Origin of the sequence: Aquimarina algiphila, from assembly GCF_007489275.1 — a bacterium.
GTDB lineage: Bacteria > Bacteroidota > Bacteroidia > Flavobacteriales > Flavobacteriaceae > Aquimarina > Aquimarina algiphila.
The window spans coordinates 1-22,758 of the sequence record NZ_VLNR01000090.1; the positions used below are offsets into that span (position 1 = coordinate 1).

Genomic DNA, 22,758 nt, shown 5'->3' on the forward strand with positions numbered 1-22,758 from the left:
TCCTTTTAAAACCTTGAGTATTTTATCGTAATTTGCTTGAAAGTTGTGCATATGAATTATAGTGTCGTAACTACAATTTACTGCCTTTTAGCAGTTTGCGCAACTTTTTCTAAATGCACAACGGGTTATTCATTTATAGTGTATGTAATCTCAATAATTGGTTACGCTTCATATTCAGAATTTAAGGTAAATAACTATTCAGCTATTAATAGTTCAGTTTTTGATTATTCCCCGAAGGTTATTGAAGCTATGGAAATAAGAAAAATGTTTCTCAATCCTAATCTTTCTTTACAGGTTCTGGCTAAAGAATTAAATACAACATCAGGTGTTATATCTACAGTAATTAATAGCGGTTTTAAGATGTCTTTTAATGATTTTGTAAACCGGTATCGGGTAGAAGAGGTTAAGAATAAGCTTCAGTCAGAAAACTTGAATCAATTTACTTTATTGGCTTTGGCACAAGATTCAGGTTTTAAATCTAAAACTACCTTTTATCGCGCTTTTCAAAAATTCACATTGCAAACTCCAAAATCTTATATTAAGATGCTTCATGCAAAAAAATAAAGTTTCAAATTATATTTTGGGACATTTCATACAGTGATTTACTTTAATATGATTAGATGTCGCAATAGATTTGTGATATCAAAATATCATAAAACGTATGAAACTTTCAAAACAACCTTTATTTATTATTGCTTTTCATTTCTTCATTTTATCAATCTATGGTCAGGATAAGACTTTGATTGTTGATATACCAGATTTTTATCTGGAGAAGGCAATAAGAGATTATCAAGATAAACCTACAGGAGATATAACAATAAAAGATATAGAATCTTTAACTCGATTTGTTGCCATAGGAAGAGGAATTACCAATCTCAAAGGATTAGAACATGCAAAGAATTTAAAGGTTTTATTCCTTGATAATAATAAGATAATAAATTTAACACCATTGCAAAAACTTAGAAATTTAGAAAAACTTAGCGCAAATGGAAATTTAATTCATGACCTTCATCCATTATCTGATTTGGTTAATTTAAAAAGCTTAGCGTTAGATAGGAACCAAATTTCTGATATAAACCCTTTACGTACATTAATACATCTGAAAAGGATAACATTTAATTTTAATAAAATTAATGATATCTCTATAGTTCGCTACTGGAAAAAATTAACCCATTTTAATATGGCTTTCAATCAATTAGAAGATCTTTCTCCTTTATCAGAGTTAGTGGATTTATACGGAATTTGGATACCGGGGAATAATGTAACTAGCATTAATACATTGGCAAAGTTATCACAGTTAGAAATTCTTATTTTGGGGAAGAATAATATATCAGATATTAAAGTACTCAGGGTATTGAAAAGGCTTGTACAATTAAATTTAGAATACAATAAAATAGTAGATTTTTCGCCCTTGTCCGAACTACAAAATGTAGGAGTTCTAATGCTTAGGGGGAATAGTATTGATGATATTGGTTTTTTGGAGAATATGCATAGTATAGAATGGTTAGATCTTAGAGATAATCAATTGAAAGATATTTCCTCTCTAAAACAATTATCTAGGATGAAGAAATTATTGGTATCTAGGAATACTATTAAATCAATAAATTCAATTGTTAATATGAAAAATTTACGCTGGTTGGCGATTGAAGATAATGATATTGATAATTTGTGGCCATTATATAATCTTAAACAACTTACTGATGTGATGTTGTTTAATAATCCAATAGCAACTATCAATAAAAAGAATAATAAAGAAGTCTTAGCCAAAATCAAATCTGAAGGAAAAAAAATAGAAATGAATCCTGTCGCAATAAATTCGATTTTTGAAATGGAACCTAGTAGAATAATGCGACATTAATTGAATTAAGGAAACTTATAGAATATTTTTTACCGTTTTAGGGTCTAATTCATGACCTCCAGGATGAGTTCTAAATTCAATTTGCGGTAAGAGGTGTTTTACTCTAACTTTTTCTTCTTCAACTTTTGCTATTTCAAAATAAGGATCTTTTTGCCCAAGAATATGAGTGATTTTTGTTGTTTTATTGAGAAAAGAAAAATCTTTTTTAGATAATTCTTTAGGAAACCCACCAGAAATAATGACAAAAGCATCAGGGTTTATTTTTCGAGAAGAAATCCATCGACTGGCTATACTCACTCCCTGAGAATATCCTAGTATTACTAAATTTTTATCTTTAGGAATATTCTCTTCAGATAATATTGCATCAACATAACGCAATACATTTTGAGTGTCTTTCTTTGTATTTTCTTTAGTCAACCAGCTAGAACCAACTCTTCTATAATCGTCACCTTTATAGTATTTTGAAGGAGCTTGAGGAGCGATGAAATAATTATCTGTCTTATCCAGACTTTCAAATAACCTAATGAAATAACGACTAAGATATCCTATTCCGTGAAAAACAATCCAAACCGTTTTTGTATTAGTATCTAAACTATTTAAAGTAGAGTAGGTGTTTGTTGTTGTATAAGATATTTCTTTTTCAGAGCTATTCATAAGGGTTATAATAAAAAGTGTGATATTTTTAATTAAGCTGAAACCAATCGCTAATTATTGGCCACAAGATATCTCGATTTTTAATTCTAAAAAAATCAAAATGCCCAATTGTTTTTAAATTAAAATCAGAAGGATTTAAATGTTTTCGAGTGACATTTGCATTTTGGTATACACGATCACCAAGAATGTCAACAGATTTTTTAGGAGCAAAAAGATCATCATCAATACTAACCAAAAGCATAGGGGCTTTTATGTTTTCATAATAAGTATCCATGTTTTCTTTGGTGAAATATAACATAGAATCAGGATGTAGTAGGAAAATAGCCCAGTCTTTAGCTGCTTTAGTGGTAAGAGGTTTGCCTAATCCAAACCAGCCAGAGGGGTAATATCCCAGAAGAGATGTGGTTATAGGTACAAAAAGTTTGAAATTTAAATAAATCAATATTCGCATTCTTAATGAGAAGTGTTTGTAGAATCCAAATTGTGATGCTATAGTAATGTATTTGTCATAATATTGGTATGCATCGCTAAATCCAATACTATTTCCTCCATAACTATGGCCTATCATATATTTCTCATTGTCAGGATACTCTTCTGCCGCATATTTAGATATCGACTTAAAATCCATTGCCCAGGAAAAAAAGCCGTGCTCCTTTAAGGATTGGATACTTCGCGAAATTGAAGTTCCAATTCCGCGATAATCAAAGGTAAATACATTACATCCTTTTTCTGCAAGGTATTCTGCCAGATTAAAATAAAATTTTTGAGGAACAGCAACAGCAGGAGCAAACACTATCGTTTTATAATTGGGAGATTTAGGAGTAAATTCATGAACTGATATTGGATACCCATCGAATGATTTTATAGTGTAAGATTCCATGTTGATTGTAATTTTAAGGTTGAGAAATTAAACATAGTAGTCTTTAATTATTTATTTAGAATTAGTTTTTCCATTCTTATAATGGCATTATTAAGATACTTTGAGTCATCATAAACTTGCATCAATAATATACCCCCTTCTATATCTTGAACTATTTGCTCTGCTAATGTCAATGCGTTGTCAGGTTCATGATTAATTTCTAGTAGATATTGTAATCCAGAAATAAAATCGTGAAAAAACAATCGTATTTCTTTTTTGTATATTGGATCAAGGTGAATGGTTTCTAATGCAGTATTTGCCATTATACATCCTCCCTCGGAAACTTTGAAAATTTTATTCATAAGCCCCTTGGTCTTTGTAATTTTCTCTTGAATATCGAGGGTGTCACTTTGAATAATTTTAAAGAAGTTGTAATTAAAATAGCTATGTACTAAAGCCAGCACTTCCTTTATCAATTCTTCTTTATTACTGAAATAATAATAAAAATGGGATTTTTGAATACCACAGGCTTTAGAAAGCTCGCTCATACTACTATTTTGAACTCCTCGAGTTCTTAGAATCGGAATCACCTTTTGTAATACTTCTTCTTTTGATGTTTTTATTTTTGGCATTTTATTGAACGTTCGTTAAAATAATGATCAAATATAGTTAGAATTATTAAAAGGCATTGTATACTTTTGTTTTAAATTTTATAGTATATGAATTTGACAGAAGAAGAAATACTGAAGCAATGCGCAAAAATGTGTAAAAATACACTTATGGAGACATTGGATATCTCTTTTTGTGAAGTGGGTAAAGATTATTTGGTAGCTAAGATGCCAGTAACACCTAGAGTACATCAGCCAGATGGTGTTTTACATGGGGGAGCTATGGTCGCACTTGCAGAAAGTGTTGGTAGTGCAGCTTCTTTTATGTTTTTAGATGCAAAGGAATTTTATATTAGAGGGATAGAAATTTCTGCAAATCATGTTAGAAGTGTCAAGGAAGGATATGTGTTTGCAAAAGCAGAAATTGTGCACCCAGGGCGCACTACTCAGCTATGGGATATAAAGATCAGAGGTGAAGAAAATCAACTCATCTCAGTTGTAAAGTTAACAACGATTGCACTTCCCAAAACTAAGTAGGATGAACATAGATAATGTTTATACTGACCTTAAGAAGCAGTTAAAAGCAGAACTTCCTTTTGTTATATATAGAAAAGCTAATACTCAAGAAATAGATGTTTTTCTACAGGAAGATGATGAGTTGTATGAGTATAAAGATAACACGATTTCGGGATTTGTTTTTGCACCATTTAATACATTAGAAAAAACAGTACTTATCCCAATGGATAAAAGTATTTGTTATACTGTTACTATTACTTCACCGACCAATATTGATAAAAATGAAAATGATGTAAAATACGATTCTGTTTTAGTATCTAGTGCTAAAGAAGAGCATATGCAACTGGTTAGACGGGGAATTGATGCTATCAAAGCAAAATGTTTTAAAAAAGTAGTCTTGTCGCGAAAAGAAGAAGTTGTTTGTGAAAATAATGATGCATTAGAAATTTACAAACGATTAGTGATGAATTACCCTAAAGCTTTTGTGTATTGTTGGTATCATCCTAAAATTGGGATGTGGCTAGGAGCTACGCCAGAAACATTGCTTCATGTAAAAGAAAATCACTTTTATACCATGGCACTTGCGGGTACTCAACCTTATCTTGGTGAAATGAATGTGGAGTGGGGGGATAAAGAGATCGAAGAACAGAAAATGGTTACCGATTTTATTCTGGACGAACTAACTCCTGTTTCTAAACGTATAGAATCGTCAAATGTATATACATATCGTGCAGGAACGCTTTTACATTTGAGAACTGATATCAAAGTGGTTTTAAAAACAGCAAGTTCTGATATAGCAAAAGTAATACAGATAGTTCATCCAACTCCTGCTGTGTGTGGTTTACCTAAAAAAGAAGCAAAATCTTTTATCCTCGAATATGAGGGATATAATAGAAAGTATTATACTGGTTTTCTTGGAGAATTAAATGTAAATAAAAATGGAAAAATAGAATCTAGTCTATTTGTAAATCTTCGTTGTATGGAAATGAAACCTGATAAAGCTATTTTATATGTAGGAGGAGGGATTACTAAAGATTCTGAGCCGGAGAAAGAGTGGGAAGAAACAGTAAAAAAAACAGAAACAATGAAAAAAGTTTTGTTTTAAATTACCTAAAAAATCTGGCTTAAATTAGTATGATATTGTAATTTAGCGATTCGAATGAAGAAACGCTTATATTCAAAGATTCCTTTAGCACAAACTATTGTTGCCTTATGTGAGGCAAAAGGAATTTATCATATTGTTATTTCACCAGGATCTCGTAATGCACCTTTGACTATTGGTTTTAGCGAACATCCTGAGATGAAATGTTATAGTATTGTAGATGAACGATGTGCTGCATTTTTTGCATTGGGTATTGCACAACAGATTCAAAAACCAGTGATACTGTTATGTACGTCTGGAAGTGCATTATTAAATTATTATCCTGCAATTTCAGAAGCCTTTTATAGTGATATTCCATTAGTAGTATTGAGTGCAGATCGACCAATAGAAAGAATTGATATTGGAGATGGACAAACGATTAGACAGAAAAATGTATTTGAGAATCATATCACATATTCTGCAAACTTATACTCAGAAGTAGTTGCAGAAACTACAATTGATGATGTAAAAATACGTCAAAAGCAACATGAGGCTCAAAAGCATAATGAAAGAGAGATTAACATTGCACTAAATGCTGCGTTAGAAAAAAATGGCCCTGTACATATTAATGTTCCTTTTTATGAACCTTTGTATGATAAGTTGGATCAGCCTACAGTTATTCCTAAAAATATACCCTTAGAATACTCGTATTATAAGTTTTCTGATGATCTACAATCCGAAATGTTAAGGGAGTGGAATAATGCAGAACGTAAAATGATATTGATAGGTGTGAATTCTCCTGGGACCGTTGATCAAAAATGGGTAGAGTATTTTGCAGAGGATCCATCTGTATTAGTATTAACAGAAACTACATCAAATATTCATCATGATTCTCATGTAAATTGTATTGATCAATTGATTTCTACTTTAAATCCTGGCGAATTTGAGATGTTGCAACCAGATGTTTTATTAACTATTGGTGGGATGGTAGTATCCAAAAGGATTAAAGGTTTTTTACGTCAATATCAACCCAAGTCTCACTGGCATATTGATTCAAAAAAAGCATATGATACTTATTTTTGCCTTACTGAGCATATAAAACTACAACCTAACCAATTCTTTTCAAGTTTTTTACAAAATGCAGAGTTTGTAAAAAGTACGTATAAAGCAGATTGGATTTCAGTACGAAATCAAAGAAGAAAAGATCACGATACTTATTTAAGTCAAATTCCTTTTACAGATCTTAAGGTGTTTGAATCTATTTTTAATGGAATTCCGGATCAACAAATGATTCAATTAAGTAATAGCTCTACAGTGCGTTATGCTCAATTGTTTTCGTTGAAATCATCGTTCAAAGTGTTTTGTAATAGAGGTACAAGTGGTATCGATGGATGTACGTCAACATCAATCGGAGCGGCATTGGCCTCAGGAATACCAACAACATTAATAACTGGTGATCTTAGTTTTTTCTATGATAGTAATGGGTTGTGGAATGAATATATACCATCAAATTTTAAAATCATTATTATTAATAATGATGGAGGAGGGATATTTAGAATTTTACCAGGTAAGGAAGAGAGTGATAATTTTGCCAAATATTTTGAAACCACTCATGGTTTAACCGCATTACATTTATGTAAAATGTATGGTTTTGAATACCATGCTGCAAATACTCTCGAAGAGACTGTTGAAGAGATTAAAAATATATATAGTAACGATAGTTTGCCTCAGTTATTAGAAGTTTTTACACCTAGAAAACAAAATGATAGTACTTTAATCGATTATTTTAAGCATTTCAACTAAAAGAGACGTTTTTATATACTTTATGGATTAATTATTCATTTATAATTCATCTATATTTGATATAGTAAAGTAAAAAATAACTAAAAACCTAAAACATTATCATCTTATGAGTAAAAGAGACGAATTAATTGCTAAATATGCAGCCGATATTAAAGATAAAATAGGAGAGACTCCAGATATGGATCTTTTAACTAAAGTTACTATTGGATGTGGCCCTTCAATTTATAATAGTGATGCTTCTACAGTTTCTGGTAGTGATGAAAAAGAATTAGCGACAGTAAAGCAAAATTTTCTAATCAAGAAATTAGGACTATCTGATGGCGCAAAACTAGATGAAGCAATCGCTTCTGTAATAGAAAAATATGGTAAGTCAAACCGTAACAAATATAGAGCTGTTGTTTATTATCTATTAACAAAACATTTTGGAAAAGAATCTGCATATAAATAGTATGCGATATTTTACAAAAAAGAGGTGTATGCTATTGTGTACACCTTTTTTTATTGAATTTAAGTAAACAGGAAGATTAAAGAATTATCTTTGCGCAAAAAATAAAAGAATGCTAAAGCTTGGTGCGTATAATACATTAGAAGTTGTGAGAGAAAGAGATCAGGGCGTTTATCTCTGTGATGAAGATGGTAATGAAGTTCTTTTGCCGAATAAATATGTTCCTGAAGAATTTATGATAAGAGATCTTCTAAAGGTGTTTGTGTATTTGGATAGTTCAGAGCGTATTGTGGCTACCACATTGGAGCCCTATGCTACCGTAAAGTCTTTTGCATATCTAAAATGTACAAGTGTTTCTGAAGTTGGTGCTTTTTTAGATTGGGGTTTAGAAAAAGACCTTTTTGTTCCCTTTAAAGAACAAGCCAATAAAATGAAGAAAGGAAATTGGTATCTAGTATATGTGTATCTTGATGATGAAACCGATAGATTATTGGCCTCAAGCAAGACGAATGCTTTTTTGGATAATTCTCTGGTGTTATTGTCATCTTATGATGAAGTTGATTTAATTGCCTCTCATCCATCTCCATTTGGATGGAATATGATTGTAAACCAAAAACATTTAGGGCTAATATATGAAGATGAAATTTTTCAGAAGATTACTCCTGGAGATCGATTTAAAGGATTTGTAAAAAAGGTAAGGCCAGATGGTAAAATAGATCTTACACTGCAACGACATGGGTATAGAGGTATAGAACCAAATGCAGAACAAATTTTAAAAGAGTTGCAAGCTAATGGAGGATTTATCGATTTAAATGATAAATCTGATCCAGAAGATATAAAGGAAGTCTTTCAATTAAGTAAAAAAAGCTTTAAAAAGGCAATAGGTTCATTGTATAAAGCTCGAAAAATTACTATTGAAAAAGATGGGATTCGAATTGTAGAATAGAACTAAAATGATACAATCAAAAAAGACTGGGTTAAAATCACGCTGTGAGCTGATGAGTTAGTTCTACTAATAAGCTAACCCGGTAATAGGGCAGTAGGCTCCGCTATATAGGCTAGCATCTTTATAGGCTATGTTTTTTATACCTCCTGCGGCATTAGTATTTGGATTGTAACCACTACCAGATATAGTAAAACCAGATGTTTTTGGCTGTGGGATTGCAACACTGTATTTTGGTGAAACTATTTTACTTTTGGGTAATTCAAGAAACATTGTGGCCGGTTTTCTTAAAGCCTGTTGTCTTAAATCTATATCCAGATTTACCTCCATTAACTGATATGTTGTTGTTGGTAATGCTTTGTTAGCAAAAGATATAGGAGCACTTAATTGCTCCCATTCTATAGAGATAGTTTGTATGGGATTTTCTTGTGCGTATGATAAAAAACTAATACTTCCGATAAATACTGCTAAAAAGATCTTCATAAAGGTAAATATATTATCAATTGATGAAAAAAACATCAAAAACTATGCTAAATTCTATTTTTGTTTTAAATAAAATTAAAATTTAAGGTATTTACCCCTAAAATCATATAGTTTGGTATATTATATTGTATTATTTTTGAAGATACAAAAAAATACATAATGAGTTCAATAGATTGGAAAACCGTAAAGGAATACGAAGATATCACATATAAAAAATCAGGAGGAATTGCACGTATAGCTTTTAATAGGCCTAATGTTCGTAACGCCTTTAGACCTAAAACCACAAGTGAACTTTATGACGCTTTTTATGATGTGCAAGAGGATACGTCTATTGGGGTTGTTTTGTTATCAGCAGAAGGGCCTTCTACAAAAGATGGGATATATAGTTTTTGTAGTGGAGGAGATCAGAATGCTAGAGGGCATCAAGGTTATGTAGGAGACGATGGTAGGCATCGATTAAATATCTTAGAGGTACAACGATTAATAAGGTTTATGCCAAAAGTAGTTATTGCGGTGGTGCCTGGATGGGCAGTTGGAGGAGGGCATAGTCTCCATGTTGTTTGTGATCTTACTTTGGCTAGCAAAGAGCATGCAATTTTTAAACAAACTGATGCAGATGTTACTAGTTTTGATGGCGGATATGGATCAGCTTACCTTGCTAAAATGGTAGGACAGAAAAAAGCTAGAGAAATTTTCTTTTTAGGAAGAAACTACTCAGCACAAGATGCATATGAAATGGGGATGGTAAATGCGGTAATTCCGCATGCAGAATTAGAGGATACTGCATACCAATGGGGGTTAGAGATTCTAGAAAAATCTCCAACATCGATCAAAATGCTAAAATTTGCAATGAACCTTACTGATGATGGTATGGTGGGACAGCAAGTATTTGCAGGAGAAGCTACACGATTAGCTTATATGACAGATGAAGCGAAAGAGGGACGAAATGCATTTCTGGAAAAAAGAAAACCAGATTTTAAAAATATTAAATGGATGCCATAACTTAAATAAATAATTATCTTATCTAAGTCAAGAATTACCTTTTGTAGCATATGGACAAAAAAGAAGAAGAACTTTTATCGATGCACTATCAGATGGAAAAAACTGATATCAAGCAGCAGCGACTGGAAGATCGACTTATGTCTATTTCTGAGGATTTGAAAAAAAGTAAAAAGAGGCGTAATTTTTATTTTATTTTCATCTTGTTTTTAATGCTATTATTAACGGCAGGAAGTATTTATGTAATTAACACAAATACTGCATATACTAATAATGGATCATCTGCAACCCCCGAGGATATTGAGCAATTACTATTTGTAAATGATTCATTGCAAAGAGAGGTAAGTAGACTCAAAACAGATATCTCAAAATACCAAAACAAAGATTTATCTGATACCAATGATACCATTAGTGATCTCTCAAGGGTTATGGTTGATGGTGTTCAAGAAGGGGTGGCAGCAGATATAGAAGTTGCTACAGATACAATCGGAGATAATTCCAAGCTTAAGTTTGAAAGAAAATATTGTTACATAAATAAAGTTTATAAAAGCAATGATGTTGTTTTTATTGAAGCAGATATAATAGAGTATTATCAGGGTAGAAAAGCAGTTAAAAAAGCTAAAGAATACGGTGAAGCTGAGTATGATTTAGATAAAAATGGAGATACGTTGTATTTTTTATATAATAATTATTATATTCATAACCAAAGTTCCAAGTCAATAATTTTAGAACTTGACGATAAGGCGAGGGTGAAGATTGAAAGTGTCAATCGCATTTCTAATGGGTTTCCATTGAAAGCTTTCCAGAAAATTATTAAGGATAAACCTGTTTTAATTTTGGAAATAAATAATGGAATCGTTTATAAAATAACCCAAAAGAGACTCCCTTAAGCATTGTTTAGAATATATCTTTAGAAATAACTAACTAAACTTTTGAAGCTACCCCCACAATGAAAGTTATGAAAGATGAGGATCTTCTATCTTTGCATTACCAGATAGAAAAAGCCGAAATTAAACAAAAAAAGCTTGAAGACCTTCTGGATGTAGAGTCTGATAAGCTGAAAAAAAGTAAAAAATCTAATCGATTATTCGGATCCTTTTCCTTGGTTCTGTTTCTGTTAGCAATTTTTTTGGTTGCTAATGCTTTTTATTTTAGTAAACCTCCATCAGAAGATATAGCAAAGGAGAAAAATGAACTCCTTTTATTGAAGCAAGAACTGACTTCGGCAAAAGAGGAATTAGAAACCTTAAAAAAAGAAAAAGTAGAACTTAAGGAAATTAAAAATTTATATTTATATAGAAGTTTAATCAAAAGAGATACAGTATATTCTGTGCAACTTAAAGCATTTAATGCTAAAAACATGCCAGCAATTTCTGAAAAATTTACAAATACACTGATTTATAGTGACACTTCGTTCTATAAAATGAGTTTAGGTATTTTTGAAACCTTACCTGAAGCCCAAGATTTTAGAAAAATGTTAATAGGGTCTGGGTTTGATAAGAAAATCTTTGTGATTTCTTATAAAAATGGAAAACGATTAAAAATCGAAGATTTCCAATAACCTGTTATCTTAATTTTGGATAAGCAGCAGGATCAGCTTCATTCATTATTGAGTATATATTTTCAAAAATATCTTCAATAGAAGGTTTACTGAAATAATCTCCATCTGTTCCAAAAGCAGGTCTATGTGGTTGTGCGCTTAATGTTTGTGGTTTACTATCTAGGTATTGATAAACATTTTGTTCATCAATAAGCTTATGTAAAATATAACCAGTAGCACCACCAGGTACATCTTCATCAATAATTAATAATCGATTGGTTTTGGATACACTTTTTGCGATATCATGATGTAAATCAAAAGGGAGTAAAGACTGGACATCAATGATTTCGGCATTAATGCCAACAGATAATAATTCTTTTGCAGCTTGTTCTACTAATCGTAGTGTAGAACCATAAGATACAAGAGTGATATCGCTTCCCTCTTTTATAGTTTCAACAACACCTATCGGGGTTCTGATATCAGATAAATTAGAAGGCATCTTTTCCTTTAGACGATAACCATTAAGGCATTCTACTACTAATGCCGGTTCATCACTTTCCATCAATGTATTATAAAATCCTGCGGCTTTAGTCATATTTCTTGGTACAAGAATGTGAATTCCTCGAAGTAAATGAATAAGACCACCCATTTGAGAACCAGAATGCCATATCCCTTCTAATCTATGACCTCTAGTTCGTATGATCAATGGAGCTTTTTGCTTGGCAAAAGTTCTATATCGTAGTGTGGCAAGATCGTCACTTAATCCTTGAATACAGTATAGGATATAATCTAAATACTGGATTTCTGCAATAGGTCTTAGTCCTCTCATGGCCATCCCAATTCCTTGTCCAATTATAGTAGCTTCACGAATACCAGCATCAGATACTCTAATTTGACCAAATCTTTCCTGAAGACCTTCTAGTCCTTGGTTTACATCACCAATTTTACCACTATCCTCTCCAAAAATTAAAGCTTCTGGAATTCTATCGAATAATTTTTCAAAATTATCTCTGATAATAAGTCTGCCATCTACTAGTTCTGCATTGTTATCAAAAACAGGTAACACTTCTTTGATGCTGATAACATTGTTATCATTTTCACTGTATAAATGATCACTGTATTTAGGCTGGATATTTGCAATATATGTATTGATCCAATTTTGCAACGTCAATTTTTCTGCAAAATTTTCTTTCGTGAGATAGCGTAATGTTTTTCTTGTGGCTTCGAGAATGTCTTTTCGAATTGGTTCTTCTTTTGATGCCAACGAAGTAATAAGAGGAGAGATAAAGTTTTTATTAGCACTTTTTTCTTCAACAGCTTTTAATACTTCGAGTGCTTCTTTTTGTTCAGATTTTATTTCAGATATAAAAGCGTTCCAAGCATTTGTTTTTCCTTGTCTTACTTCCTTTTTTGCTGCTTTCTCAAAATCAAGTAACTCTTCTACTGTTGCAATGTTATGATCAATGATCCATTCTTTAAATTTTTTATTGCAATCATATTCACGCTCCCAATTTAATCGTTCTTCACTTTTATATCTTTCATGCGATCCAGAAGTAGAATGCCCTTGAGGTTGGGTAAGTTCTTTTACGTGAATAATAACAGGAATATGCTTTTCCCGAGCTAATTCTTCTGCACGTTCATAAGTGCTCATTAACGAAGGATAATCCCAGCCATTTACTTTTAAAATTTCATAACCCTCATGATTTTCATCTCGTCTGAAACCTTCTAGAATTAAAGAGATATCTTCTTTTGTTGTTTGGTGTTCTGCATGTACAGAAATTCCATATTCATCATCCCAGATACTAATTACCATAGGTACTTGTAAAACTCCTGCGGCATTTATTGTTTCCCAGAATAAGCCTTCGCTTGTACTGGCATTACCAATAGTTCCCCATGCAACTTCATTTCCTTGAGTAGAAAAATTAGTAAGATTCTCAACACTCTTTTCATTGCGGTATACCTTTGATGCCTGAGCTAAACCTAATAGACGGGGCATTTGTCCAGCCGTAGGAGAGATGTCAGAACTAGAGTTTTTTTGTTGAGTTAGATTTTTCCAGGAGCCATCTTCATTTAAACTATGGGTGGCGAAGTGACCTCCCATTTGTCTTCCAGCAGCAAAAGGTTCTTTTTGGATATCTGTATGTGCATATAAGCCAGCAAAAAATTGTTCTATAGTATATTGATCGATAGCCATCATAAAGGTTTGATCTCTATAATATCCAGATCTAAAATCTCCATTACGAAAAACTCTTGCCATTGCAAGTTGAGGGAGTTCTTTTCCTCCTCCAAAAATTCCAAATTTTGATTTACCCGTTAATACTTCACGTCTTCCTAATAAACTACATTCTCTACTAATCAATGCGATTTTATAATCGCTAAGTATTTGATTTCTATATTCTTCGAATGAAATATTAGATGAAGTAACGGTTTCAGGCTGCATGTGAACGATTTTTTTATAGGGTGCAAATTTAGTTAAAATAGACGCCATTTGCAAGGTAAAAACTCTTAATTTTTTTGAATATAATTCAGTTAAAATGCTTTTTTATTAGCAAATTTTCTTTTTTGGGTGGTATTTTAAGGATTGATTAACAAATGCGCAAAATTTTCACATTTATGTGATGTCTTGGATATTCTTAATACCATTCTCTGGTAAAAAGTCCTATCAATGTCTCTGGACTTAGCGTAATAATAAATCGAATCTGTTCTTCATAGTTGGGTTGTGAGATTTCCCATCCTTTATTTGAAACTACTGGAAAGAAAACTTCAAAATAATCAGCAACTAAGCTTAATCGAACGCCTGCGTCATATACAAATTTGGGAGAAATATTTTTGTTTTTTACTAAACCAACATCTCCGTATGCATAAATCCAATTCCAGATGTTTGTATTTGCATTGAATGTTGTAATCCATTGATTTGCAAATGGATAATCTAGTTGAGATTTAAATCCTCCTTCGGCCAAAATAATTTGTTGGCTTACAAAACCAGTATCTTCGCTACGTCCTAAATAATTATAATCAAATAAGTAATCTGTTGGCCTATCCAGAGCAAAGCTAAAGAAATCTCCATCTTTCTTTGTATCATTAAAAAGGAAAGTACCAGCAAATAATCTTAGATTTAACTGACGATTATTTAGAAACAACTTTCTGTAATTTATAGTTGTAGATACTTTGCTAAAGTTTTTTGATAATTGATAATCGATTGTATATCCTAAAAAATTAATAAGATTAAAATCAGAGTATCTGTACCTGGCATTAAATACATTATAATCAGGAGTGACAACAGGATTCTCCTCATCTCTTTCTCTAAAGACATTAATGTTTCTAAGAGTTAATCTTTGATTTTCATTTGACCTTAAATCCTTTGGTCTGAAACGAAAACTAACAGAGGTAGAAAATCGCCTAAACAATAAATCAGGAGCATAACTAAACATGCTTCCACTTACACCATATCGTATCTGATATAATCCATAATCTGCAATTTGATGTCTATTAAAAATAGATGCTGATCCTAATAGTTTATTCGATTTAAAACCATATGCTGGGGATATATTGTATTCAAAATTTCGTCGTATAATGGATCTATTGTAAAATTTTGAAGCTAAAGTAAAACCATCATATACATTAAATTCAATTTCCGGAATAAAAAAAACTTGACTATATCTTGGATCCTCAACATCTTCAAGAAATCTGAATTGTATAGGTTTGTTAAATATCCATTTTAAGTTTCTATAATTATTTCTTCTATTTACCTCAGGTATATTTTGATCATAATCCAATATAAGTTTACTAATATCCTCATTAGCAATTGTTACTTTTTTGGTATCATTAATTTCTGTAACCCATGTTTTAGAAACTAGTTCTTTTTTTCTAAAGCCGTAAAGCGATACGGGCATAGTATTATCGCTCTTATTTTTTATAGTAACCTCAAGAGAGTCATTTCTTTTTTTAACAGATTTTATTTTAAAGTCTAGTTTTTTGTTTGTTGCAATAAAATCTTCAAAAAACCACTCAATATCTTTAGAAGACAATGATGAGAGTACTTTTTTATATGCGTTTGAATTTGTGTGTTTTAGAACATTTTGCGTGTAAAAGTCTTTTATACTTTGGTCAACAATATTATCGTCTCCCAAATAATCTTCTAAGTATTTAAATCCAACTCCTGCTTTATATGAATTAGCAATATTTCTATTAAATTTTACCAACTCATTTCTTGGCATGGTAAGAGGTTGATCTAAGAATAATCTGGCCATATTTTTATAAGCTAGAAAATATTGATCGTTAAAATCCAAATCTGCTGCATGAAACCATCTTATGCCAATTACTTTACTAAGCTTACCAATAATTTTCATTTCTGGATAATACTTTTCTGTATATGCCATCATTAAGTAGATGTGTATAGCATCTTTTACCCAGGTATCATTTCTTGGATCGATAAGTAGTGTTTTCTCAAGATAATTTCCAGTTATTGTTTTTAATTGCTTTATTTCATATTGAAAGCCATCTGGAAAAGGTCTTAGGATATCAGGTAACTGGTTTAAGCCATATACAGGATTGTTTTTATAATCATTTTCAGAAACCAATAATTTGTCAAAAGGGTAAGGGCCTAACCTTTGATTTAAAAAAGTAATAATTCTGTCTATAGCTACAGATTTCATTTTTGGCATTAGATCATTATCATCTATATTGCTAACCAATTCAGTACCATTTGTAGAAAAACTATAAAACGAAAGGTTCTTTTCAATGTAAAGATTTATTTCATTTCTATTATCTCCTGTAAGTTGGATCGTTTTATTTATTTTTTCTCCTGAAGATGAAATCGTCTCTTTTTTTAACTCACTCATGACCTCATATTCTTCTGGAAGAGTGAGGTTTATTTTATAATTTGCCAGTGGAGCATACAGGTCATCTAAGTTTTTATGGCTATAAATATTCCATTTTGTATCATATACAGCAGGAACGATATACCAATATTTTAAACTAAAATTTCCGTTTGCGTGATATCCATACCGTGTAAATTTGTTACTCGGTACTTTGATTTGGTATTTTAAAAGAAAAGTTTGATTTTGTCCTGGATAAATAGGTTGGGAGGTCTCAATCCATATAATATCGGGAGTCTTGTTATAGCGACTCCATAATAAAGGCTGAGAATTGTTATCAGTTACTTTTTGAATTACAGAACTCCCTCGTTCATTGTCCTTTGCAAAATAGAATTTCTTTAAAAAGTCTTCAGAAAATCTTTTCCCTAGCGGAGTGTTTTTATTTGAGAAACTATGCGCCCAATCATGAAAGAATATTTTTGAAAGCGTATCATTTGATGTATTTGTATAGGTAATTTCTTGCTCAATTGTTAAGATCTTTTTTTGAGGATCCAATTGAGCATCTATAAGTATACTATGCTGCGCTGATGACGTAATAGTCAACGCAAAAAAAACAATTATGAAATTATATAGTCTCTTAATATTCAATTCTTAGATTTAATAAAAAGTGCTTTTAACAAATAGAACAATTATAAAACTCACTTTATATACGAGCTGGATTTAAATTGTTTTTAAAAAAGCTATGCCTTGATATGTGATTATTTGTGTTAATATTCAATTTAAGTAACTCATTTGATAATAAAATGTTTCAGAAGTTTGGACTTAAATTATATTCTCCATAGAATTTATCTAAGATATCTAATACTTCTTTGGGGGTATCTACAACATGAATAAGATCCAAGTCTCCCGGACTTATGTTGCTAAACTTTTCAAGTAATGTACTTTTAACCCAATCAATAAGTCCCCCCCAAAACTCAGTACTTACTAATATAATAGGAAATTTTGCAATTTTTTTAGTTTGTATTAATGTTATCGCTTCGAATAACTCATCTAATGTTCCGAATCCACCAGGCATAACTACAAATCCTTGAGAGTATTTCACAAACATTACCTTTCGAACAAAGAAGTAATCAAAATCTAGGCTTTTATCGCTATCGATATATGGATTATCATGCTGTTCAAATGGTAATTCAATGTTTAGTCCTACAGAAGTTCCACCTCCTAAATGAGCACCTTTATTTCCAGCTTCCATAATACCAGGGCCACCACCAGTAATTACTCCATATCCTTGATTTACAATTTCTTTGGCAACATCTACAGCTAGTTGGTAATATTTATCGTCTACTTTTGTACGTGCTGATCCAAAAATTGAAACACAAGGTCCAATTTTACTCATTTTTTCGAATCCATTTACAAATTCTCCCATGATCTTGAAGATTGCCCAGGAATCATTAGTTTTTATTTCGTTCCAACCTTTATGGTGTTGTTCTTTTCTCATAAATCGTATGCTTTAATTTAAAACGCCTAGTTCTTTCTTTAAAAACTTAGCAGTATAACTCTTTTTATCTTTTATAATTTCTTCTGGAGTACCTTTGGCTACAACTTTTCCTCCGTTTTTTCCTCCTTCATAACCAATATCTATGATATAATCAGCCATTTTAATTACATCAAGATTGTGCTCTATAATGAGGACTGTATTTCCTTTGTCTACCAATGTATTCAATACATCCATTAGTACTCTAATATCTTCAAAATGCAGCCCTGTAGTGGGTTCGTCTAAGATATAAAATGTATTACCAGTATCTCTTTTGGATAATTCTGTAGCCAGTTTGATACGTTGTGCTTCTCCACCAGATAAGGTAGTGGATTGCTGGCCCAAGGTAATATATCCTAAGCCAACATTTTGTATAGTTTTTAATTTTCTGAAGATCTTTGGAACATGTTCAAAAAATAAACATGCTTCATTAATAGTCATTTCTAGTACATCTGAGATGGATTTACCTTTGTAACGAATTTCTAAAGTTTCTCTATTAAAACGTTTTCCTTGACACGTTTCGCACTCTACATACACATCTGGTAGGAAATTCATTTCAATAACCCGTAAGCCTCCTCCTTTACAAGTTTCACATCTTCCTCCTTGTACATTAAAGCTAAAACGTCCAGGTTTATATCCTCTGATCATTGCTTCCGGAGTTTTAGCAAATAAGCTTCGTATTTCAGAGAAAACTCCAGTATATGTAGCAGGATTAGATCTTGGAGTACGACCAATTGGAGATTGGTTGATATCAATTACTTTATCAGAATGTTCAAGCCCTTTTATGCTTTTGTATGGCATTGGTTTTTTTACTCCGTTAAAATAATATGCATTTAAGATAGGATAAAGCGTTTCATTGATAAGCGTAGATTTACCACTTCCGGAAACTCCGGTTATTGCAACCATTTTTCCTAATGGGATGTCTATAGAAACATTTTTTAGATTATTTCCTGTTGCTCCTTTTAGTGAAATAGTTTTTCCATTTCCTTTTCTTCTTTTTGCAGGTATTTCTATTTGTTTTTTACCACTTAGATAGTCAGCTGTTAATGTATTGTGAAGTTTTAAATCCAGAGGAGTACCTTCGCTAATAATTTCGCCTCCATGTTTTCCTGCTAAAGGTCCTATATCAATAACATGATCGGCACGTTCGATCATATCTTTATCATGTTCAACAACTATAACAGAATTGCCTATATCCCGTAATTGAATTAGAGAGTTGATTAATTTTTCGTTGTCCCTTTGATGTAACCCAATACTTGGTTCATCAAGAATATATAAAACTCCTACTAATTGAGAACCTATTTGAGTAGCAAGACGAATACGTTGAGCTTCTCCTCCAGAAAGGGATTTACTACTTCTGTTAAGAGAAAGATAGGTAAGACCCACATCAATCAAAAAACGAAGTCTGGCATTAATCTCTTTTAATATTTCTCCAGATATGGCTTTTTGTTTTTCGCTTAAGAGCTCAGGAAGTGCTATAAACCATTCAGAAAGCTCTATGATATCCATTGCAGCTAATTCTGCGATATTCTTTTCATTAACTTTAAAGTATAGTGACTCTTTACGTAATCGTGATCCTTCACATATTGGGCACTGCACATTGTCCATAAAATCTTTTGCCCATCGTTTTAAAGAAGTGGAGTCATTATTTTTATAGGTGTTTTCTATAAAAGTAGCAATGCCTTCAAAGTCAATTTTATATTCTCGTGTTACGCCTAAGGTTTTACTATCTATACTAAACTTCTCTTTTCCTCCATGAAGAATAATTTCCATTGCATCCTCTGGGATTTTATGTATTGGATCGCTGAGTTTAAAATCAAAGCGTTGAGCTATTAATTCTAACTGTTTAAAAATCCAATTATTCTTTTGTGGCCCTTGTGGAGCTAACCCTCCGTTTTTAATAGATAAAGAATCATCGGGTATTATTTTTTTTAGGTTAACCTCATAAAGATTACCAATCCCATTACATTTTGGACATGCTCCTTTTGGAGAATTAAAGGAAAAGTTATTGGGTTCAGGATTTGGATATGATATTCCACTAGAAGGACACATTAGATTTCTACTAAAGAAACGAGCTTCTTTAGCACCTTCTTCAATAACCATTAAAACATCATCACCATGATACATCGCAGTATTGATGGTTTCCATTAGACGTTTTGAATTATCTTGACCTTCTGTAATCATTAATCGATCAATTACAATCTCAATATCATGAGTTTTGTACCGATCGAGTTTCATTCCTTTGGTAATATCCTTGATTTCACCATCTGTACGAACTTTTACAAATCCTTGCTTAGCGATTTGTTCAAAAAGTTCACGATAATGTCCTTTTCTTGAGCGTACAATGGGAGCTAGAATATTTATTTTTTTTCCGGTGAAATCTTTCGTTATAAGGTTTTGGATTTGCTCATCACTATAGCTTACCATTTTTTCCCCAGTATTATAACTATATGCATCACTTCCTCTAGAAAATAACAGTCTTAAAAAATCATAAATTTCTGTGATTGTTCCTACTGTACTACGCGGGCTTTTACTTGTTGTTTTTTGTTCTATAGCGATGACAGGAGAAAGTCCATCAATTTTATCTACATCAGGTCGTTCTAGGCCTCCCAAAAATTGTCTTGCATAGGCAGAAAAGGTTTCTATATATCGTCGTTGCCCTTCTGCATAAATAGTATCAAAAGCCAAAGACGATTTTCCAGAACCTGATAATCCGGTAATTACTACTAATTTTTCACGAGGTATGGTAACGTCAATGTTCTTTAAGTTATGAACCCGTGCTCCTAAAACCTCAATATTTTCTTCTGATGCGACCATAAATTTTAAACCAAGATTGCAAATGTAGTTATTTGAGAGCGTTTTGTAAAATAGGTTTAGTTTCAGTTTTGTTAATTGAATCTTATTTTTTTAAAGAGAAGCAAAATAATCGCAATACGACTGATGTTGAAGAAGAAAAAGTATCAAAATTTAATTTCATGATATACAAATGAGTTGGTAATCGACATTCATTTCCCGGCTTTTTTTGCAGTATTAATTTTTCTAATTAATACTAATCTTACTATTTTTAAAAAAAATATAATTATGATTTTAGGGATAGGATCCAGAATAAAACATCCAGAATTTGGATTAGGTGTCGTCACTAATGTGACTTCAAAAATGTATTGGGTAACTTTTATTGAAAATGGCCTGGAGACCATAGGAGTTGATGATGAATATGAAGTTATAGAGGGGGTTGAAGATGAAGTAGATACTGTAAGTTTTAGCGAAGTAGAGAAGGCCTTAAGAGATATTTTAAAACGATATAGTGATGTTTCAGAAATTATTCCTATTGCTGATAAATGGAAAGGTGGAAACCTAATTTTGCAACCAGGAGACCAGAATCTGTCATCAAAAGAATTACCTATAGATAAATTCTTTCATAAAATAGTTATGGTAAGAGATAGGATCAGGGTTATGGAACAAAAAATTAATAGTTCAAAACTTGATGATCAGGATAAAATAGATTTACAACAATATATTACAAGAATTTATGGTAGTTTAACAACATTCAATGTGCTATTTAAGAATAAATCTCAGCAATTTGTTGGAGATAGTTCTAAAAATAAATAAGCACTAAAATGATCACATTACTTAATGGAAAAAGTTTTGTGTATTTTTTAATCGTTCCATGCTTTTAGATTGGTTATTGGAATTCCAAAGCCTAATAGTTTGTGTTGTTGAGAGAGGTGCGCTCCGCTATCTGTGTCTATCCAGTTTTCCCATGTGGCTTCAATACCACCTATAGGAATTATAGAAACCCACATTTTATAACTAATAGGACGATAATTAGAATCAACTTTCCATAAATAAGAATCACCGGGAGTTGTACCGCCAGAGGAATATGTTACTAATAACCCTTTGGAGTTATCTTTTAATGTAATTAATTGTCGAGTAGTTTTTTTGTCGAATAATTTATGGGGAGCAACTACCCAAAATGAATCATTGTTAAAATTTGCAAGGGCTTTTTTTATAATTTTATCCGAGAAATGCTCAGGATTTATAAGCTTATTTCTTTCTGGGTGATCAAGATCAAGAATTACTTTATGTCCATCATAATCTACTTGTACTGTGTTCTTTCGTTTGTCCCAGATATAGTGATTTTTATTTCTAAAAGTCCATTGTAAATAATCTGTTTTTATATATTGATCATGTTTGACAGCATTTTGAATTTTTAATGCAAAATTATCAGCCTTAATTCCTGCTTCACCTTCAGGAAGTTTTTCGTGTAAAGAAAAATATAAAGTGGCAATTGTAATAACGATCAAGGCAAGAATACTTAATACTAATATTTTAAAAAGCTTTATAAGTTTTTTTCTCAATGGATAGTGGTTTAAAAATAGTTTTATATTCTATTGATATTATTATAATAACAGAAACTTAATGTACTAGAATATAAATTTCTGCCAATTTAGTGAAATACTAAAAATAATATTGGTTTTTTAAATTAACTTTACCCGTTGTGCATTTAGAAAAAGTTGCGCAAACTGCTAAAAGGCAGTAAATTGTAGTTACGACACTATAATTCATATGCACAACTTTCAAGCAAATTACGATAAAATACTCAAGGTTTTAAAAGGAT

General features: G+C 31.6%; 20 protein-coding genes. 11 read left to right on the forward strand and 9 right to left on the reverse strand.

The features are described 5' to 3' along the window. Positions 1-51 precede the first annotated feature (51 nt). Positions 52-564: a helix-turn-helix domain-containing protein gene (locus FOF46_RS27560; RefSeq protein WP_143918716.1), complete on the forward strand. Its 513-nt coding sequence runs from the start codon at positions 52-54 to the stop codon at positions 562-564. Between the two features lie 97 nt (positions 565-661). Next, a complete protein-coding gene (locus FOF46_RS27565) occupies positions 662-1,858 on the forward strand; it encodes a leucine-rich repeat domain-containing protein (RefSeq protein WP_143918717.1) in 1,197 nt (398 codons plus the stop codon). A gap of 15 nt (positions 1,859-1,873) precedes the next feature. Here FOF46_RS27565 and FOF46_RS27570 read toward each other — a convergent pair whose 3' ends face one another. From FOF46_RS27570 to FOF46_RS27580, 3 genes are read right to left on the reverse strand one after another with little or no spacing between them, the layout of a single operon-like run. After that, positions 1,874-2,512: an alpha/beta hydrolase gene (locus FOF46_RS27570; protein ID WP_143918718.1), complete on the reverse strand. Its 639-nt coding sequence runs from the start codon at positions 2,510-2,512 to the stop codon at positions 1,874-1,876. A gap of 28 nt (positions 2,513-2,540) precedes the next feature. Beyond that, positions 2,541-3,392, reverse strand: coding sequence for an alpha/beta hydrolase family protein (locus FOF46_RS27575; protein WP_109437587.1), 852 nt, complete (start codon positions 3,390-3,392; stop codon positions 2,541-2,543). A 47-nt stretch (positions 3,393-3,439) separates the two neighbouring features. Continuing rightward, positions 3,440-4,003 carry a TetR/AcrR family transcriptional regulator gene (locus FOF46_RS27580; RefSeq protein WP_109437586.1) on the reverse strand — a complete coding sequence of 188 codons (564 nt, stop codon included), beginning with the start codon at positions 4,001-4,003 and terminating at the stop codon, positions 3,440-3,442. 87 nt (positions 4,004-4,090) lie between these two features. Between FOF46_RS27580 and FOF46_RS27585 the strand changes: the two genes are divergently transcribed. The 5 genes from FOF46_RS27585 to FOF46_RS27605 all read left to right on the forward strand — a co-directional run bounded on the left by FOF46_RS27585 (position 4,091) and on the right by FOF46_RS27605 (position 8,770). Then, a complete protein-coding gene (locus FOF46_RS27585; RefSeq protein ID WP_109437585.1) occupies positions 4,091-4,516 on the forward strand; it encodes a PaaI family thioesterase in 426 nt (141 codons plus the stop codon). Between the two features lies 1 nt (position 4,517). Further along, positions 4,518-5,600 carry a chorismate-binding protein gene (locus FOF46_RS27590; protein WP_143918719.1) on the forward strand — a complete coding sequence of 361 codons (1,083 nt, stop codon included), beginning with the start codon at positions 4,518-4,520 and terminating at the stop codon, positions 5,598-5,600. Positions 5,601-5,654: 54 nt separating this feature from the next. After that, positions 5,655-7,379 (forward strand): 2-succinyl-5-enolpyruvyl-6-hydroxy-3-cyclohexene-1-carboxylic-acid synthase, encoded by a 1,725-nt coding sequence (gene menD, locus FOF46_RS27595; RefSeq protein WP_143918720.1) that lies wholly within the window; start codon positions 5,655-5,657, stop codon positions 7,377-7,379. A gap of 106 nt (positions 7,380-7,485) precedes the next feature. Further along, positions 7,486-7,827, forward strand: coding sequence for a DUF2853 family protein (locus FOF46_RS27600; RefSeq protein ID WP_143918721.1), 342 nt, complete (start codon positions 7,486-7,488; stop codon positions 7,825-7,827). Positions 7,828-7,936: 109 nt separating this feature from the next. Next, entirely contained in the window at positions 7,937-8,770 is an 834-nt protein-coding gene (locus FOF46_RS27605; RefSeq protein ID WP_109437581.1) for a CvfB family protein, read from the forward strand. A gap of 66 nt (positions 8,771-8,836) precedes the next feature. Here the strand turns inward: FOF46_RS27605 and FOF46_RS27610 are convergent, their stop codons facing one another. Then, positions 8,837-9,250 carry a hypothetical protein gene (locus FOF46_RS27610; RefSeq protein WP_143918722.1) on the reverse strand — a complete coding sequence of 138 codons (414 nt, stop codon included), beginning with the start codon at positions 9,248-9,250 and terminating at the stop codon, positions 8,837-8,839. A 159-nt stretch (positions 9,251-9,409) separates the two neighbouring features. On the opposite strand from FOF46_RS27610, the gene FOF46_RS27615 reads away from it, so the two are divergent. The 3 genes from FOF46_RS27615 to FOF46_RS27625 are packed head-to-tail and all read left to right on the forward strand — an operon-like array spanning position 9,410 to position 11,810. Further along, positions 9,410-10,252 carry a 1,4-dihydroxy-2-naphthoyl-CoA synthase gene (locus tag FOF46_RS27615; RefSeq protein ID WP_200825140.1) on the forward strand — a complete coding sequence of 281 codons (843 nt, stop codon included), beginning with the start codon at positions 9,410-9,412 and terminating at the stop codon, positions 10,250-10,252. Between the two features lie 50 nt (positions 10,253-10,302). Next, the gene (locus FOF46_RS27620; protein ID WP_143918723.1) at positions 10,303-11,139 is read left to right on the forward strand and encodes a hypothetical protein; all 837 of its coding nucleotides are present in this window, start codon (positions 10,303-10,305) and stop codon (positions 11,137-11,139) included. Between the two features lie 59 nt (positions 11,140-11,198). Continuing rightward, a complete protein-coding gene (locus FOF46_RS27625) occupies positions 11,199-11,810 on the forward strand; it encodes a hypothetical protein (RefSeq protein WP_143918724.1) in 612 nt (203 codons plus the stop codon). A 4-nt stretch (positions 11,811-11,814) separates the two neighbouring features. On the opposite strand, the gene FOF46_RS27630 is transcribed toward FOF46_RS27625, so the two are convergent. The 4 genes from FOF46_RS27630 to uvrA form a co-directional block, all read right to left on the reverse strand. After that, positions 11,815-14,229, reverse strand: a complete 2,415-nt coding sequence (locus FOF46_RS27630) for an alpha-ketoacid dehydrogenase subunit alpha/beta (protein ID WP_143918725.1) — start codon at positions 14,227-14,229, stop codon at positions 11,815-11,817. A 193-nt stretch (positions 14,230-14,422) separates the two neighbouring features. After that, the gene (locus FOF46_RS27635; RefSeq protein WP_143918726.1) at positions 14,423-17,254 is read right to left on the reverse strand and encodes a M1 family metallopeptidase; all 2,832 of its coding nucleotides are present in this window, start codon (positions 17,252-17,254) and stop codon (positions 14,423-14,425) included. Positions 17,255-17,414: 160 nt separating this feature from the next. Continuing rightward, positions 17,415-18,104: an LOG family protein gene (locus FOF46_RS27640; protein ID WP_109437575.1), complete on the reverse strand. Its 690-nt coding sequence runs from the start codon at positions 18,102-18,104 to the stop codon at positions 17,415-17,417. A gap of 12 nt (positions 18,105-18,116) precedes the next feature. Continuing rightward, positions 18,117-20,957 carry an excinuclease ABC subunit UvrA gene (gene uvrA, locus FOF46_RS27645; RefSeq protein ID WP_143918727.1) on the reverse strand — a complete coding sequence of 947 codons (2,841 nt, stop codon included), beginning with the start codon at positions 20,955-20,957 and terminating at the stop codon, positions 18,117-18,119. 264 nt (positions 20,958-21,221) lie between these two features. Here uvrA and FOF46_RS27650 point away from each other — a divergent pair, with 264 nt between their 5' ends. Then, positions 21,222-21,749: a hypothetical protein gene (locus FOF46_RS27650; RefSeq protein WP_109437573.1), complete on the forward strand. Its 528-nt coding sequence runs from the start codon at positions 21,222-21,224 to the stop codon at positions 21,747-21,749. A gap of 47 nt (positions 21,750-21,796) precedes the next feature. Here FOF46_RS27650 and FOF46_RS27655 read toward each other — a convergent pair whose 3' ends face one another. Continuing rightward, positions 21,797-22,498 (reverse strand): hypothetical protein, encoded by a 702-nt coding sequence (locus FOF46_RS27655; protein ID WP_143918728.1) that lies wholly within the window; start codon positions 22,496-22,498, stop codon positions 21,797-21,799. Between the last annotated feature and the right edge of the window lie 260 nt (positions 22,499-22,758).